The 15,619-nt window shown below is 75.2% G+C and carries 15 protein-coding genes and 1 tRNA gene; all 16 read right to left on the reverse strand.

The features are described from left to right. Window positions 1–46: 46 nt before the first annotated feature. A complete protein-coding gene (locus tag ATJ88_RS11895) occupies window positions 47–940 on the reverse strand; it encodes a ketopantoate reductase family protein (protein WP_098464004.1) in 894 nt (297 codons plus the stop codon). 30 nt (window positions 941–970) lie between these two features. Then, window positions 971–2,377: a Re/Si-specific NAD(P)(+) transhydrogenase subunit beta gene (gene pntB / locus ATJ88_RS11900; protein ID WP_098464005.1), complete on the reverse strand. Its 1,407-nt coding sequence runs from the start codon at window positions 2,375–2,377 to the stop codon at window positions 971–973. Next, on the reverse strand, window positions 2,374–3,948 hold the full coding sequence (locus ATJ88_RS11905) for a Re/Si-specific NAD(P)(+) transhydrogenase subunit alpha (protein WP_098464006.1): 1,575 nt from the start codon (window positions 3,946–3,948) through the stop codon (window positions 2,374–2,376). The genes pntB and ATJ88_RS11905 overlap by 4 nt, the downstream gene beginning before the upstream one ends. 159 nt (window positions 3,949–4,107) lie before the next feature. After that, complete coding sequence (locus ATJ88_RS11910) at window positions 4,108–5,568, reverse strand: PepSY-associated TM helix domain-containing protein (protein ID WP_211287510.1); 1,461 nt, start codon at window positions 5,566–5,568, stop codon at window positions 4,108–4,110. Between the two features lie 138 nt (window positions 5,569–5,706). Next, window positions 5,707–6,375, reverse strand: coding sequence for a hypothetical protein (locus ATJ88_RS11915; protein WP_098464007.1), 669 nt, complete (start codon window positions 6,373–6,375; stop codon window positions 5,707–5,709). Between the two features lie 91 nt (window positions 6,376–6,466). Beyond that, the gene (locus ATJ88_RS11920; RefSeq protein WP_098464008.1) at window positions 6,467–7,849 is read right to left on the reverse strand and encodes an aldehyde dehydrogenase family protein; all 1,383 of its coding nucleotides are present in this window, start codon (window positions 7,847–7,849) and stop codon (window positions 6,467–6,469) included. Window positions 7,850–7,862: 13 nt separating this feature from the next. Further along, the gene (gene doeA / locus ATJ88_RS11925) at window positions 7,863–9,086 is read right to left on the reverse strand and encodes an ectoine hydrolase (RefSeq protein WP_098464009.1); all 1,224 of its coding nucleotides are present in this window, start codon (window positions 9,084–9,086) and stop codon (window positions 7,863–7,865) included. A gap of 21 nt (window positions 9,087–9,107) precedes the next feature. Continuing rightward, window positions 9,108–10,352 (reverse strand): aspartate aminotransferase family protein, encoded by a 1,245-nt coding sequence (locus ATJ88_RS11930; RefSeq protein WP_098464010.1) that lies wholly within the window; start codon window positions 10,350–10,352, stop codon window positions 9,108–9,110. Between the two features lie 94 nt (window positions 10,353–10,446). After that, window positions 10,447–11,628 carry an MFS transporter gene (locus ATJ88_RS11935; RefSeq protein WP_245852386.1) on the reverse strand — a complete coding sequence of 394 codons (1,182 nt, stop codon included), beginning with the start codon at window positions 11,626–11,628 and terminating at the stop codon, window positions 10,447–10,449. A gap of 144 nt (window positions 11,629–11,772) precedes the next feature. Beyond that, entirely contained in the window at window positions 11,773–12,219 is a 447-nt protein-coding gene (locus tag ATJ88_RS11940) for a cupin domain-containing protein (RefSeq protein ID WP_098464012.1), read from the reverse strand. Between the two features lie 162 nt (window positions 12,220–12,381). Further along, window positions 12,382–12,454 (reverse strand) — tRNA-Ala (locus ATJ88_RS11945). Between the two features lie 67 nt (window positions 12,455–12,521). Beyond that, entirely contained in the window at window positions 12,522–13,208 is a 687-nt protein-coding gene (locus ATJ88_RS11950) for a histidine phosphatase family protein (RefSeq protein ID WP_098464013.1), read from the reverse strand. A 4-nt stretch (window positions 13,209–13,212) separates the two neighbouring features. Further along, the gene (gene rsfS / locus ATJ88_RS11955; protein ID WP_098464014.1) at window positions 13,213–13,656 is read right to left on the reverse strand and encodes a ribosome silencing factor; all 444 of its coding nucleotides are present in this window, start codon (window positions 13,654–13,656) and stop codon (window positions 13,213–13,215) included. After that, window positions 13,653–14,834, reverse strand: a complete 1,182-nt coding sequence (locus ATJ88_RS11960) for a hypothetical protein (protein ID WP_141538666.1) — start codon at window positions 14,832–14,834, stop codon at window positions 13,653–13,655. Before ATJ88_RS11960 ends, rsfS begins: the two co-directional genes overlap by 4 nt. Beyond that, window positions 14,827–15,453, reverse strand: a complete 627-nt coding sequence (gene nadD / locus ATJ88_RS11965; RefSeq protein ID WP_425432701.1) for a nicotinate-nucleotide adenylyltransferase — start codon at window positions 15,451–15,453, stop codon at window positions 14,827–14,829. The genes ATJ88_RS11960 and nadD overlap by 8 nt, the downstream gene beginning before the upstream one ends. After that, window positions 15,450–15,602 (reverse strand): hypothetical protein, encoded by a 153-nt coding sequence (locus tag ATJ88_RS18365; RefSeq protein WP_170023614.1) that lies wholly within the window; start codon window positions 15,600–15,602, stop codon window positions 15,450–15,452. Before ATJ88_RS18365 ends, nadD begins: the two co-directional genes overlap by 4 nt. Window positions 15,603–15,619 lie beyond the last annotated feature (17 nt).

Below are 15,619 nucleotides of genomic sequence, written 5' to 3' on the forward strand. Positions count from 1 at the left end.
GCCCGCCACCCCACGGGGGTGGCGGGCCGTCGTCGTCCCGGGGCGGTCAGACCTCCGCGGCGAGCCGCGCGACGACGCCGTCGACCCGCGGCGTGGGCAGCCCGTGACGGGCGCCGCGCCGGGCCACGGCCCCGCCGATGGCGTCGAGCTCGCCCGACCGTCCGGCCTCCAGGTCGGCCTGGAGGGAGGACCGCATCGTCGCGGGCAGGCCGCGCAGGATCCGCTCCAGCTCGGGCCCCGTCGAGGGCACGCCCTCCGCGGTCGCCACGGCGGCGACCTCCGCGAGCAGCGCGGCGATGAGCCCCGGGTCGGCGTCCAGCGCCGCGCCCAGGCCGTCGTGGTGCACGGACGTCAGCAGGGCCAGGGGCGCGAGGAACCGCAGCTTGGACCACAGCACCTCGGCCTCCGACCCGCCGACGACGAGCGGCAGGTCCGTGGCACGCAGGGCGCGGGCCGTCCACGACTCCTGCGCCGGAGCGGGCACCGTGACGCGCAGCAGCTCGCCGCGGTGCCGCACGACGACGGGTCCGTCCGTGCCGAGCTCGCGGGACGTCTCCCCCGCGTAGGCGGCGCCCACGACGTCGGTCGTCGGCAGCGCGGCGCGCAGGGCCTCCATGTGCTCGATCCCGTTGAGCAGGGACACGACCTCGACGGGCGCGGCCTGCGCCACCGACCCGACGACGTCCGCGAGCCCGTCACCCTTGACGGCCACGAGGACGACGGCACCGTCCGGGACCGCCGTCGTGGCGGGGACCGCCGCCTCCCAGGTGCCGTGCCGGTCGGTGACGACGCGGAGCCCGGCACCGAGGCGCTCGACGGTGCGCGGGCGCCCCACCAGGACGACGTCCGCCCCGGCACGGTGCAGGAAGGCGGCGACCAGGCAGCCCACGGCACCGGGTCCGACGACGGCGAGGGGCGGGACGGTGTGCTCGGCGCTCATGCGTCCCGACCCTAGCCGAGCCCGGCCCGGTCACAGGGCCTGGATGATGTGCTCCACCTGGTCCTTCGCGTCGCCGAACAGCATCGCCGTGTTCTCGCGGAAGAACAGCGGGTTCTGCACGCCCGCGTAGCCGGTCGCCATGGACCGCTTGAACACGACGACGTCGCGCGCCTTCCAGACCTCGAGCACGGGCATGCCGGCGATCGGCGAGCCGGGGTCGTCCTGCGCGGCCGGGTTGACGGTGTCGTTGGCCCCGATGACCAGCACGACGTCGGTGGCGGGCAGGTCGTCGTTGATCTCCTCCATGCCGAGCACGACGTCGTAGGGCACCTTGGCCTCGGCCAGCAGCACGTTCATGTGCCCGGGCAGCCGCCCCGCCACAGGGTGGATGCCGAACCGCACCTCCACGCCGCGGGCACGCAGCTTCTCGGTGAGGTCCGCCACGGGGTACTGGGCCTTGGCGACGGCCATGCCGTAGCCGGGCACGATCGCCACGGACCGGGCGGCGGTGAGGAGCTCGGCGACCTCCGCGGGGAACGTCTCGCGGTGCTCGCCGTCGACGCCGGCGGCAGCGACGGTGCCCGGCTCGGCGCCGAACCCGCCGAGGATGACCGACACGAACGAGCGGTTCATCGCCCGGCACATGAGGTAGGACAGGATCGCACCGGAGGAGCCGACGAGGGCGCCGGTGATGATGAGCAGGTCGTTGCCGAGCATGAACCCGGCGGCGGCCGCGGCCCACCCGGAGTACGAGTTGAGCATCGACACGACGACGGGCATGTCGCCGCCGCCGATGGACGCGACGAGGTGCCAGCCGAGCGCCAGCGCGACCACCGTCATGAGCACGAGCGCGGTGAGCGCGGCACCGTCGGCCCCGGCCCGCGCGGCGTCGAGGAACCACCACAGCAGCCCGGCCGAGGCGACGAGCATCGCGAGGTTGAGCCAGTTCCGGCCCGGCAGGGTCAGCGGGGCCGACCGGATCCGCGCGGCGAGCTTGAGGTTCGCCACGATGGAGCCGGTGAACGTCACCGCACCGATGAGGACGCCGAGGAACACCTCGACGAGGTGCACGGTCTCGGCGTGCTCGGCCGTGAGGAACGACCCGTACCCGACGAGGACCGCGGCGAGACCGACGAACGAGTGCAGGAGCGCGATGAGCTCGGGCATCTGCGTCATCTCGACGCGGCGCACCCGCCAGGTGCCGACCCCGGCGCCGACGACCAGCACCGCCAGGATCAGCGCGCCGGTGACCTGCCACGGGCGCTGCGACGTCTCCAGGGCCAGGGCGACGGTCGCGACGATCGCGAGCGCCATGCCGATGACGCCGAGCACGTTGCCGCGCCGGGCGGTCTCCTGCTTGGACAGGCCGGCCAGCGACAGGATGAACAGGACGCCGGCGACCACGTAGGTGGCCTGCACGGCCGACAGGACCGTCATCGGGTCGCCTCCTGGGTGACGGGCGTGTCGCGCCGGAACATGCGGATCATGCGGTTCGCGACCAGGAACCCGCCGAACACGTTGATGCAGGCCACGGACGCGGCGACGACGGCGAGGGTCGTCACGAGCCAGTCGTCCACGCCGATCTGGAGCAGCGCCCCGACGAGGATGATGCCGCTGATGGCGTTGGTCTGGGCCATGAGCGGCGTGTGCAGCGCGTGGGTCACGGCGCTGATGACGTAGAAGCCGACCACGACGGCGAGGGCGAACACCGTGAAGTGCCCGACGGCGTCGGGCGGGGACGCCGCGATGGCGAGGCCCGCGACGACGGCCCCGAGCGCCGCGAGGACGGTGCGGCGCCGGCCGCGCAGGCGCTGCTGCTCCGCCACCTCCTCGGGGCTGGGCCCGGCGGGCGGCTCGGGCGGCGGCGGTGCCGCCGGGGCGGCGGACACCTGCACGGGCGGCGGGGGCCACAGCACCTCGCCCGCGTGCGCGACCGTCATGCCCCGCACGACGACGTCGTCGAGGTCGAGGACGACCTCGCCGTCCTTGCCCGGGGTCATGAGCGTGAGGAGGTTGACGACGTTCGTGCCCAGGAGCTGGGACGTGTGCCGGGGCAGGCGCCCGGGCAGGTCGGTGTACCCGAGGATCACCACGCCGTTGTCGCTGACGACCCGCTGCCCCGGCACCGTGAGCTCGCAGTTGCCGCCCCCGGCGGCCGCGAGGTCGACGATCACGGAGCCGGGTCGCATGGCGGCGACCATCGTGGCGGTGATCGTGGTCGGTGCGGTGCCCCGGACCAGCGCGGTGGTGATGACGACGTCCGCGCGGGCGGACTCGGCCGCGTACGTGGCCCGGGTGGCGGCCTCCTGGTCGGAGGTCAGGGCGCGGGCGTAGCCGTCGCTGCTGACCTCCTGGGACGCACCGTCGGCCTGCACGAACGTCGCGCCCATCGACTCGATCTGCTCGCCCACCTCGGGCCGCACGTCGAACGCGCGGACCTCGGCGCCGAGCGACGACGCGGTGCCGATCGCGGCGAGGCCCGCCACCCCCGCGCCGATGACGAACACGGTGGCGGGCGGGGTGGTGCCGGCGGCGGTGACCTGCCCGGTGAACATGCCGCCGAACTCCTCGGCGGCCTCCACCACGGCGCGGTAGCCCGCGACGTTGGACTGGGCGGACAGCACGTCGAGGGACTGCGCGCGGGAGATGCGGGGCACGGCGTCGAGCGCCAGCGCCGTGACCTGCCCGGCGGCGAGGACCTCGACCAGCTCGGGGTGCGAGCCCGGGGCGAGCTGGGCGACGAGCGTCGCGCCGGGGCGCAGGAGCGCGATCTCGTCGGGCGTCGGGGCGTTGACGCACGTGACGACGTCGGCCGTCCAGACCTCCCCCGGCGGGACGACCCGCGCCCCGGCCTCGGCGTAGGCGTCGTCGGGCAGCGCAGCACCCGATCCCGCTCCCGCCTGCACGACGACGTCGTGGCCGAGCGCGGTCAGCTTGCGCACGGTCGCGGGCGTGGCGGCGACGAGACGTTCGCCGGCACGCGACTCGCGCGGCACACCGATCAGCATGGTCCGGACCTCCCTTGGTCGAGAACTCCTGCAACCTACCGTGACGAGGGTCGACGCACGAGGACCGCCCGCACCGTGGGACGTCGTCGTCGCCCGGCGGACGTGCGTCCCCGTGCCGCGGGGCGGCGGCCGGCCGGCCGGCGCCCCGCCGCGGGGTCGTCAGGCGCGGGTGCGGAGCCGGGCGCGCAGCCCCAGCGCGACGTCGACCACGAGGAACGCGACGAGCGTGAGCCCGAACAGCGGGACGTAGGACGCGACGACGCCGGCGACCGCGAACAGCGCCAGGGTGAGCCACAGGGGCGCCCGCCGCAGCGCACCGCGGCCGTACGTCGGGCCCGGCCCGCGTCCCGCCTGCCGGGTGGGGCGGCGCTGCCACCACATCCGGTAGCCGAGGACGACCAGCACGACCAGCCCGACCGCCGTGGCGGCGAGGAACAGCAGGTTGGGCAGGCCGAACAGCATGCCGAGGTGGAAGTAGATGCCCCACGAGGTGAGCTTGGCCGGCAGCGGCTCGTCCTCGAAGTCCACCCGGTCGAGCACGTCGCCGCTGTACCCGTGCACGGCGATCGCGTCGTTGTCCATGGGCCAGGTGGTCGCCGACTCCGTCACGGTCCACGTCTCGTGGTGGCTGGCCGGCGGCGCGATCGTGTAGGGCGCTTCCAGGCCCTGTGCGGCGGCCGCGGCCGTGAGCCCGTCCCAGGACGCCCCGTGGTCGAGGTAGTGGTCCTCGATGCCGGCCGCGGCGCTCCCGTGCTCGGCGTGCGGGTCGGCGTCCGCGTCGTAGCCTCCCGTCAGGCTGGTGTCGAGCTCCGGCCCGGGCGCGGAGAGCGCGGCCCGCAGATCGCCGATCCGGGCGCCCGCGAGCTCGGACCAGGTCAGGCCCGTGACGGACAGGACGAGCAGGCCGGTCGCCGCGAGGACGCCCACGACGCCGTGCCAGGACAGGGTGCGGCGACGTCCCGGCCGACCCCGTTCCGGGACGAGGAGCGCCCGGGCGGTGCGCCGGCGGCGGACGGCGCGCGCGACCCACATGGCCACGCCGCCGAGCACGACGACGCCGAGCCAGGACGCCGCGAGCTCGGAGTACAGGGTGCCGTACGTGCCCAGGTGGAGCGAGGAGTGCAGGGTCTCGATCCACTCGCGCACCGGCAGCCACGCCCCGTAGGTGAGGGAGTCGCCCGCGACCTGCGCGGTGTACGGGTCGACGAACACCGTGCGGGCGGCGCCGTCGGGCAGCCCGTCGACGGCGAGGGTGACGCGGGTCGTGGCCGCGGGGTCGCCGGCGACCTCGACGACGCTGATCGTCCCCTCGGGGTGCGCGGCGCGGGCGGCGGCCACCTGGGCCGACAGCGGCGCGACGGTGCCGCCCTCCTGCTCGACGACGAGCAGGTCGCGGTACGCCACGCGCTCGATCGTCGGCGCGAGCGTGTAGAGCAGGCCCGTCGTCGCTGCGACGACGAGGAACGGGCCGACGAGGATCCCGGCGTAGAAGTGGAGGCGCAGCAGGATCGGCTGGAGCGCCGCCCACACGCGCGAGCCCTGCGGCGGGGTCGGTGGTCCGGGCGGTGCGGGCGGGGCGGCGGGGGCGGTCGACGCGGCGGTCGAGGGTGCGGTGGTCACGAGGTGGTCCTCTCGTCGGGGTACGCGCGAGCGCCGGACGAGCCGGGGTGGGTCGTCCGGTGGGTGCTGGGGCGCGGCACCGCCCGGCCGCACGACGGCGTGCGGCACCCCCGAGGACGCGGGACGACGACGGGTGGGTCAGGCGGTGCGCAGGAGCACCGGCGGTCCGCGCCGGGCCCGCAGCACCGGTGAGCGGCGCGGGACGGGGAGGACGACGTGCCCGGCGGCGACCACGGGACGGGCGGGCTCGCGCACGGGCGGCAGCCCCGTCAGCAGCGTGGTGACGACCGCCCGGAACCGACCGACCGTGCGGGCCAGGGCACGGTCGGCCCCGACCGCCAGGGTGGTGATCACCACGACGGCGGCCGCGTGCGCGGCGAGCATCGCGGGGTGCAGGTGGGCGCCCGCGTGCGCGGCCACGTCGGGCTGCACGGCGGCGACGACCTCGGCGAGGGCCTCGGCCCGGTGGTCGGCGTGGCGTCCGCCGCGGGCGAGCTGGGCGGCGGCCGAGGGTGCCACGACGCGCGACGGCGCGAGGAGCTGGAGCCCGTGGTGCAGCACCACCTGGAGCCCGGCGAGGACGGGTGCGAGGGTCGACGGCCGCAGCCGCCACCGCGCCAGCAGGCTGGTCACGACCAGCGTGACGCCCGCGAGCAGGACGATCCCGGCGGCGTCCGGCAGGCCTCCCCCGGCCGCGGTGTGCGCGGCCGCGGAGCAGGCCACCGTCACCGCGGCGAGCAGGACGGCGCGCACGACGCGGAGCGGGCGGACGTCGTCCGCCCGGGCACCGTCGCGGGTCCGGCTCACGGCGCGATCGTAGTGTCCCCCGCCGCCCGCGGGGAACCCCCGAGGTGATCCACGTCACGCCCGGCCCGCGCCGGTGACCTGCGCGGACGCCTCAGTCCTGGCGGGGCCCGACCCACACCTGCTGGACGTTGACGAACTCGCGGATGCCGTGCGGGCCGAGCTCGCGCCCGTACCCGGACCGGCGCACGCCCCCGCTGGGGAGCCGCGGGTCCGTCTTGACGATGCCGTTCACGGCCACCTGCCCGGCGACGATCCGCGCCGCGAGCGCCTCGCCCCGCTCGGGGGCCGTCCACACGCTCGCGGCGAGCCCGTACGGGGTGCGGTTCGCCAGGGCGACGGCGTCGGCGGCGTCGGCCGCGCGCTGCACGACGAGGACGGGGCCGAAGGTCTCCTCGCGGCACGCCGTCATGTCGCCGGTGACCTCCGTCAGGAGCGTCACCGGGTAGAACCAGCCCGGCCCGTCGGGCAGCTCCCCGCCGAGCAGCAGGCGCGCCCCCGCGTCGACGGTCTCGGTGACCTGGCGGTGGAGCGCGCGCCGCAGGTCGTCGCGGGCGAGCGGGCCGACCTGGGTGCGGTCGTCGGCGGGGTCGCCGACGGTGAGCCCGCCCAGGCGGGTGCGCAGCCGCTCGACGAGCTCGTCGTGGACGGCGTCCTCCACGAGCACCCGCTTGGCCGCGATGCAGGACTGCCCGGCGTTGATGGTGCGGGACAGCGCGATCGTGTCCGCGGCGGCGTCGAGGTCGGCGTCGGCGAGGACGAGGCACGGGTCGGACCCGCCGAGCTCCAGCACGGTGGGCTTGATCTCGCCGGCCGCGACCGCGGCGACCGCGGCCCCGCCCCGGGCGGACCCGGTGAACGACACGGCGTCCACGCGCGGGTCCCGGATGACGGCGGCGACGTCCCCCGTCTCCAGCGGCAGGTCGGCGAACACCCCGGCGGGCGCCTCGTGCTCGGCCAGGACGTCGGCGACCAGGTCGCCGATGGCGGCCGCGCAGCCCGGCACGTGCGGGTCGTGCTTCATGACGCAGGTGTTGCCGGCCATGAGCGCGGGGGCGGCGAACCGGGACCAGAGCCACAGCGGCGCGTTCCAGGGCAGGACGCCGAGGACGGTGCCGAGCGGCAGGTGCTGCACGTAGCTGCGGGTCGCGTCCGACGCGATGGTCTCGGGGGCGAGGTAGGCCTCGCCGTGCTCCGCGTAGTGCTCGAAGCACCAGGCGGCCTTGGCGACCTCGGCCCGCCCCTCGGTGACGGGCTTGCCCATCTCCTGCGTCATGAGCGCGGCGAGCTCCTCGGTGCGCTCGTGCAGCCGCGCGGCCACGGCCCGCAGCACGACGGCGCGCCCCGCGTACCCTCGCTCCCACCAGGACGACCGTGCGGCCTCCGCGGCGGCCAGCACCTCCTCGACCCGCTCGGGGCCGGCGGGTGGCACCTCGCGGACGACGGCGCCCGTCGTCGGGTCGGTCGCGATCAGCATGCGTGCTCCTTCCTCAGGCGATCTCGGGGCGCAACGGCACGGGGTCCGCCACGGGTGCCGACGCCGCGGCGTGCTCGGGCTTGCACGTGAAGTCCTCGTCCAGGGTGAAGAACGACTCGCAGCCCCGGGCCGTCACGTGGACGGTGTCGGAGATGCCGACGGTCTTGTCGCCGTCGACGCCCCACATCCACGGGATGAGGTGGAACGTCATGCCCTCGCGCAGGATCGCCGGGTTCCCCTGGTTGAGGCTGGCGATGTAGCCCTCGTCCCAGCTCGGCGGGAACGCGATGCCGATGGAGTACCCCGACCGGGTGATCAGCCGGGCACCCACCCCGTTGTCGGTGATGATGCTGCGCACGATGTTGTCGGCGTCCGACACGGTCAGGCCCGGCCGGATGGCGGCCTTGACCTCCCGCAGGGCGAGCTTCATCCGGTCCTGCGCGACCGCCATCGACGGCGAGAGCTCGTCCAGCACGACGGTGCGCATCATGGCGGTGTGGTACCGCCGGAAGCAGCCACCCACCTCGAGGAACACGTGCTCGCCCGGCTGCACGACCCGCCCCTCCCAGGTGGCGTGCCCGATCATCGTGCGGGGCCCCGAGGTCACGTACGGCATGACCGCCGGGAACTCGCCGCCCGCGCGGAACATCGCCGCGCTGATCTCGGCGGCCACGTCGTTCTCCGTGACGCCCGCCGCGCACGCCTCGATGCCCGCCCGCATCCCCACCTCGGTGGCACGGGCCGCCCTGCGCATGATCGCGATCTCGTGCTCCGACTTGCAGACCCGCCCCTCCTCGACGATGCCGAAGCAGTCGACGAGCCGGCCCTCCGTGAGCGCCGTGTGGACGTAGTCCTGGTGGTAGGCCGGGAAGTAGTAGCTGTTGCGCTCGTACCCGATGTCCTTCGTGTGCAGCCCGAACTCGCGCAGCGAGTGCACCAGCCCCTGGATCGCGTCGCCGGTGTCCGGGTAGGGCCGGGTCAGCTCCACCCAGGTGCGGGCGTGGACGTTCGACTCCTCCATCGCACGGGTGATCATGAACGGCTCGTCGTCCAGCGGCACCACCAGCGCCTGGAAGAACGAGTAGCCGGTCGTCTGGTAGTCGGTGAGGTACATGAGGTTCTCCGGGTCGGTGATGACCACGGCGTCGAGCAGCCGGTCGGCCATGCGGCCGCGCAGCTCGGCGAGGCGGCGCTCGTACTCGGGGAACGGGAAGGTCATGTCGTCGCGCTGGCGCACTGTCGGGCTCCCGTCGGGGGGTCAGGCGGCGCGTCGTACCGCGCCGGCGAGGACGTCCAGGCCTTCGGCCAGGTCGTCGTCGTCGATGGTCAGCGGCGGCACGAGCTTGAGCACCCGCCCGCCCGTGCCGCACGGGCCGATCAGCAGCCCGTGCTCGAAGCAGTCCGCGGCGACGGCCTTCGCCCGTGCGCCGTCACCCACGTCGAGGCCCTGGATCATGCCGCGCCCGCGCACCTCGTGCCCGGCGCCGGCGTCCGCGGCGACGTCCCGCAGCGCCGCGGCCATCACCTCGCCGCGCCGGCGCACCCGGGACATCAGGGCGTCGTCGTCGAAGTAGGTCAGCGCCACGCGCCCGGCCACGAAGCTCAGCCCCTGGCCGCGGAACGTGCCCGTGTGCTCGCCGGGCGACCAGTGGGCGTCGTGCTCGGGCTTGACGAGGTTCATCGCGAGCGGGGTGCCGTAGCCCCCGATCCCCTTGGCCAGGCACACGATGTCGGGGTCCAGGTCCATGCCGTCGAAGCTGAAGTAGGACCCGGTGCGCCCGCAGCCCACCTGGATCTCGTCGATCACGAACAGGGCGCCGAGGTCGTGCGCGAGATCCTGCACCGCGCGCAGCCAGCCCGCGCTCGCCACGTTGACCCCGCCCTCGGCCTGCACCACCTCCACGACGAACGCCGCCGGCGCCGCCAGCCCGCTCGACGGGTCCGCCAGCAGAGTCCGCAGGTGGTCCAGGGAGTCCGCCCCGCCGCCGGGCGCGGTCTCGAACGGGAGCCGCAGCACGTTCTCCAGCGGCACACCGGCCGCGTGCCGGAAGTACTCGTTGCCCGTGAGGGCCAGCGAACCGAGCGTCATGCCGTGGAAGCCGTGCGTGAACGCGACGACGTCGGGCCGCCCCGTGACCTTGCGCGCGAGCTTGAGGGCGGCCTCCACCGCGTTGGTGCCCGTGGGGCCCATGAACTGCATCCGCACGTCCATCCCGCGCGGCTCCAGGACGGTCGCGGCGAACTTCTCCAGGAAGTCACGCTTGGTCGTGGTGGCCATGTCCAGGCTGTGCGCGACGCCGTCGGCCTCGAGGAACTCGATCATGGCCCGCTTCATCCGCGGGTCGTTGTGCCCGAAGTTCAGCACCCCCGCGCCGGCGAAGAAGTCGAGGAAACTTCGGCCCTGCTCGTCCACCTGGCGCGCCCCCGACGCGCTGGCGAACACCGTCGGAAAGGTGCGGCTGTAGCCGCGGATCTCGGACTCCCACTTCTCGAACGCCTCCATCGACCACACCTACGTGGCCCGCGTCACACCTGTCAAGGCGGGCGCTCCCCCGGGCGTGTCCCCCGTCCGCGGCGGTCCGGACACCGGGCAGCGGTCAGCGGCGGGGGCGTCGCCGCAGGTCCGCCAGCGGCGACCAGCGCGGCACCCAGCGGCCCAGGGCCGCGGCGGAGCCCGCGCCGAGCGCCGCGGTGGCCCACACCCCCGCCGCCAGCGACCCCAGCGCCGCACCGCCCGCGAGCACCAGCGGTCCGAGCGCGTCCCCGGTGTCCTGGAAGAGCCGCCACACCGACAGGAACGTCGGTCGGACGTCCGGCGGGGCGACGTCGGCGCCCAGCGTCATGACGATCCCGGACCCCATGCCGTTGCCCACGCCGAGCACGGCCGCGGCCACGGCGACCCCCGCCACCGTGTGCGCGAACGGCAGGATCGCCAGGCCCACGGTCATGACCAGCATCGACGGCACCGCCACCCACAGGCGCCCCCACCGGTCCATGACCTTCCCGGCTGGGTAGAAGAGGAGCATGTCGAGCGCGCCGGACAGCCCGAACAGCAGCGACGTCACCTCGGCGTCCAGGCCCAGGTGCTCGCCCCACAGCGGCAGGACGGTCTGGCGGGCGCCGCGCACGGCGCTGACCAGCCCGATCGCCAGGCCCAGCGTGGCGAACAGGTGCCGGTGCTCGCGCGCGACCTGCCGGACCGACGCCCGCGGGACCGCCGCCGTCGGCGCGGACGTCGTGGGGTCGCGGTCCGAACCCACCAGCAGCAGGATCACCACGGCGGTGGCCGCCGCGCCGGTGCCGAGCCAGAACGCACCCCGGACGGACGTCGCGGCGATGACGGCCGCCCCGGCGAACGGGCCGACGAACAGCCCGATCCGGTGGACGCCGGCCAGCGTGGACAGCACCCGCGCCCGCCGCAGCGGCGGCGTGACCGCCGTGAGGTACGACTGCCGCGCCAGGTTGAACACGGCGTTCGCGGCGCCCAGCGCCAGGACGCCCGCCGCCAGACCCGCCAGCGCGTCGGTGAGCGCGATCGTCGTGAACGCCCCGGCCGCGACCACGCCCGCGACCAGCATCGCCGTCCGGTCGCCCCACCGTTGCGCCAGGGCGCCCGCGGGCAGGTCGAAGAGGATCTTGCCGACGCCCAGCAGCGCGGCGACCAGCCCCGCCACGGTGAGGGACGCGCCCCGCGACGTGGCCGTGGCCGCGACGACCGGGAGCATGGCGCCGATGCCGATCTCCAGCACCAGCGTCGGCGCGAACGCGCCCAGCACCACGGTGCGCAGCGGGAACAGGGGTCCGTGGTCGTGCGGCAGCTCGTCCTCCCGGGTCCGCCGCCCCCGGCACGGGTGGGGACGTCGCGGCCGACGCCCGACGGCTCCGAGGAGCCTACGCGACGCGACCCGACCGCTCCGGGCGGCTCAGTCGCCCGCCATCGCGACCCCGTGCCGCCGGGTCACCGCGTCGATCGCGGCCAGCGACTCCTCGACCGGCCGGTCGGCGGGCACGGCACCCGCGAGGTCGGCGAAGAACCGCCCGGCGCGGTCCCCGGTCGTGACCGCGAGGAAGCGCGCCGTCTCCCCGACGACCTCGAACGTGCACGGCTTCCCGGCGGGGAACATGACGAGCGCGCCGGGCTCCACGTCGAAGGAGGTGCCGTCGACGACGGCGGTCACCCGGCCCTGCAGGAGATACAGCGCGCCGCCCCACGGCGACACGTGCGGTGGTGCGGGCGGGGCGGGCGGCGAGATCACCTCGAAGACTTCGAACGCGCCGCCGTCGCCCTCGACGACGGCCTTGGCGACGTGGTCGCCGTCGATCATGCGGTAGGTCCGGCCCTCTCCGGGCGGGACGTGGACGGGTCCCATGGCTCCTCCTCGGCTCGGTAGCACCGAGCCTGCGCCGGAGCGCGCCGGACGGCACGAGTGGTGCACCACTCGACCGTGAGCGCCCGGCCGGGAGGACCCGACGACGGGGACCGGAGAACGACGAAGGCCGCCCCTCGGGAGAGGAGCGGCCTTCGACTTCGGTGGAGCTGAGGGGACTCGAACCCCTGACCCTCTGCATGCCATGCAGATGCGCTACCAGCTGCGCCACAGCCCCGAGAACCTGGCGTAATGCCCGGTTCGCGTGTTTCCTCCGGGCTTTGCCCCTCGGAACGTTCGTAATCTTAGGCAGACTTCGGCTCAGGTTCCAAATCCGCGTGCGGACCTGCCTGCCAGCGGTCCAGGGGGTACCCGGCACCCACGTTGTGGGCGACGAGCCGCCAGTCCGGGACCGCGCCCGGGGCGGATCGGTGCAGGTGGGACCAGTGCACGTTGTGCATGCCGGCGATCCCGCGCCACGACGACGCGTCCAGACCGAGCAGCCCGGTGATCGCCAGGGAGATCGCCGCACCGTGCGAGACGACGACGAGACACGCGTCACCCTCCAGGGTGTCCGCGTGCTCCCGGACGGTCGCGGCCATGCGCTCGGCCACGACGGCCTTCGCCTCGGCGCGCACGCCCTCGGGGTCGGCCCCGCGACGCCACTGCGCGTGCTGCTCGGGCCAGCCCGTGGCGATCTCGTCGCCCGTCAGCCCCTCCCAGTCGCCGAACGACCGTTCGCGCAGCCGCTCGTCCAGCTCCACGGGCACGCCGAGCTGGCGCGCGTAGGCGCGCGCGGTGTCCGCGGCGCGCACGAGGTCGGACGAGACCACCTTCGTGGCGCGGTGCGAGGCGAGCAGGGCGGACGCGCCCTCCTCCGCCTGCCAGCGACCCACCTCGTCGAGGGGGATGTCGATCTGGCCCTGCAGGCGCAGTGCCGCGTTGTAGGCCGTCCGCCCGTGCCTCAGCAGGACGACGGTGCGAGCAGCCATCGGGTCACAGGTCCCGGTCGAGGCGGATGGCCCCGTCGTCGGCCGGCGCCCCGAACTCGGCGCGCGCCGCCTCCCCGTCGCCGCCCCGGGCGTCCTCGGGCAGGTCGAGGGCCGGGCAGTCCTTCCAGAGCCGCTCGAGGGCGTAGTACACGCGGTCCTCCGCGTGCTGGACGTGCACGACGACGTCACCGAAGTCGAGCAGCACCCAGCGGGCCTCCGCCTTGCCCTCGCGGCGCAGCAGCTTCGACCCCGCCTTGTGCATGGCCTCCTCGACGGCGTCCACCACCGCGACGACCTGCCGCTCGTTGGTCGCCGAGGCGATGAGGAACACGTCGGTGAGCACCAGCTGCTCGCTCACGTCGAGCGCGATGATCTCCTGCGCCTTGCGGTCGGAGGCGGCACGGGCCGCCACCACTGCCAGCTCGACGGCGCGTTCTGTCGCGGTCATCGTCCGTCCTGTTCCCCGACGGACGTCCCCACGGACGCCTGATCGGTCTCGAAGCTCTCCTCGTCGGGCGTCAGCACCAGGTTCCACAGCAGGAGACCCAGGACGAACGCCACGACGACCAGGATGATGTAGTGCAGCCACGTGTACGACGGCTCGGGCTCGTCCCAGTCGTCCTCGTCGTCGTACCCGTCGTCGTGCTCCGGGGCGGCGGCCCCGGTGCCCAGCCCCCCGACGGCGGCCGCGAACGGCGACTCGGGCGCGCCCGCGGGCGGCGGGACCGACGCCGGGGGCTCCGCCCCCGCACCGCCCCAGGGCAGACCCGACGACGACCCGGGCGCCTCGCCGAACGGGGAGGGCGACGCGGGCCACGGCGCCGGTGCCGGCCGCTCGGGCGCGACCGAGCCGGGGAACGGGCCGGGAGCACCGGCCTCGGACGCCGGGGACGACGCGGGGGCGGCACCGAAGGCCGACCGGCGGCCGGCAGCGTCACCGAAGGGGCTCGCCGACGGGGCGGACCCCGCGGACTCCGCGGCCGGCTGCTGCCCGAACGGCGAGCGCGTCCCCGCACCGCCGGACGACGACCCGAACGGGGACGGTGCCGGGGCGGACGGCTCGGACGACGGGTACGAGGCCGCCTGGCCCGACGAGCCGCCGAACGGCGACGGCGGCGCGGGCTGGCCGCCCCCGGACGGGGTGCCGAACGGCGACGACGGCTGCGGGGCCGAGGCGCGGGTGCTGGTCCGGCGCGGCGGCGTCGCGCCCGGCGCGGCGGAGCCGCCGGAGGTGCCCGTCGGGAACCCGGTCGAACGCTCGGTCGCCGTCGACGGCGCCACGGCGCGCGGGGTGTCGTCCCCCGTCGGCGCCTGCACCGGCGTCAGCCGACCGGTCTGGTCGACGCTGCGCATCCCGCCCGACGCCGACGGGGGGCGGACGGTCGGTGCCTGGGGCGCGGACGCCGCCGACTGCTCGCGCAGCGACCGGCGGGACGGCGGTGCCGCCGCGGGGCGCGGGTCCGCCGCCGGGGCGGGCGGGGAGTACGTCGGACCGCCGAACGCGGCCGGCCCCGCACCGGGGACGGGAGCCGGGGGCGGCGACGCCGCTGCGGCGGCCTCGGCCGCCGCCCGCTCGCGCTCGCGGATCTCCCGCCGGGTCAACGGCCGGGAACTGTTGTCACTCATCAAGACCTCGATACAGACCGTGCTTGGCGATGTACTGGACGACGCCGTCGGGGACCAGGTACCAGACCGGCTCACCGGCCGCCGCGCGTCGCCGGCAGTCGGTGGAGGAGATGGAGAGGGCCGGGACCTCCAGCATGGTGACACCGTCCGACGGCAGCCCGTCGACGGTGAGCTGGTGGCCCGGCCGGGTGACCGCCACGAAGTGCGCCATCTGCCAGAGCTCCGTGGCGTCCTTCCAGCTGAGGAGCTGGGCGATGGCGTCCGCACCCGTGATGAAGTACAGGTCGGCGTCCGGCCGCTCGGCGCGCAGGTCGCGCAACGTGTCCACCGTGTAGGTGAGCCCGGGACGGTCGATGTCCACCCGGCTGACGGTGAACCGCGGGTTCGACGCCGTGGCGATGACCGTCATCAGGTAGCGGTGCTCGGCCGGCGACACGCGCGTCGACTGCTTGAAGCTCGGCTTGCCCGTCGGGACGAAGACGACCTCGTCCAGGTCGAGCAGCGCGGCGGCCTCGCTGGCCGCCACCAGGTGGCCGTGATGGACGGGGTCGAACGTCCCGCCCATGACCCCGACCCGGGGTCGGCGCTGGTCGCTCACCGGGACGCCGAGGGCGGTCAGTGCTTGTTGTTCGCGTTGCGGAACGCGTACGTCGCGACGAGCGCGACGACGAAGGCGCCGAAGGCGAGCACCCCGAGCAGGACGGGGTTGATGCCGGCCGACGCGTGCTCGGCGGCTTCCTCGGCGACCAGGACTGCGGTGTGCACCACGGGGAGCTCCTTCGGGG

This window comes from Isoptericola jiangsuensis (assembly GCF_002563715.1).
Lineage (GTDB): Bacteria > Actinomycetota > Actinomycetes > Actinomycetales > Cellulomonadaceae > Isoptericola > Isoptericola jiangsuensis.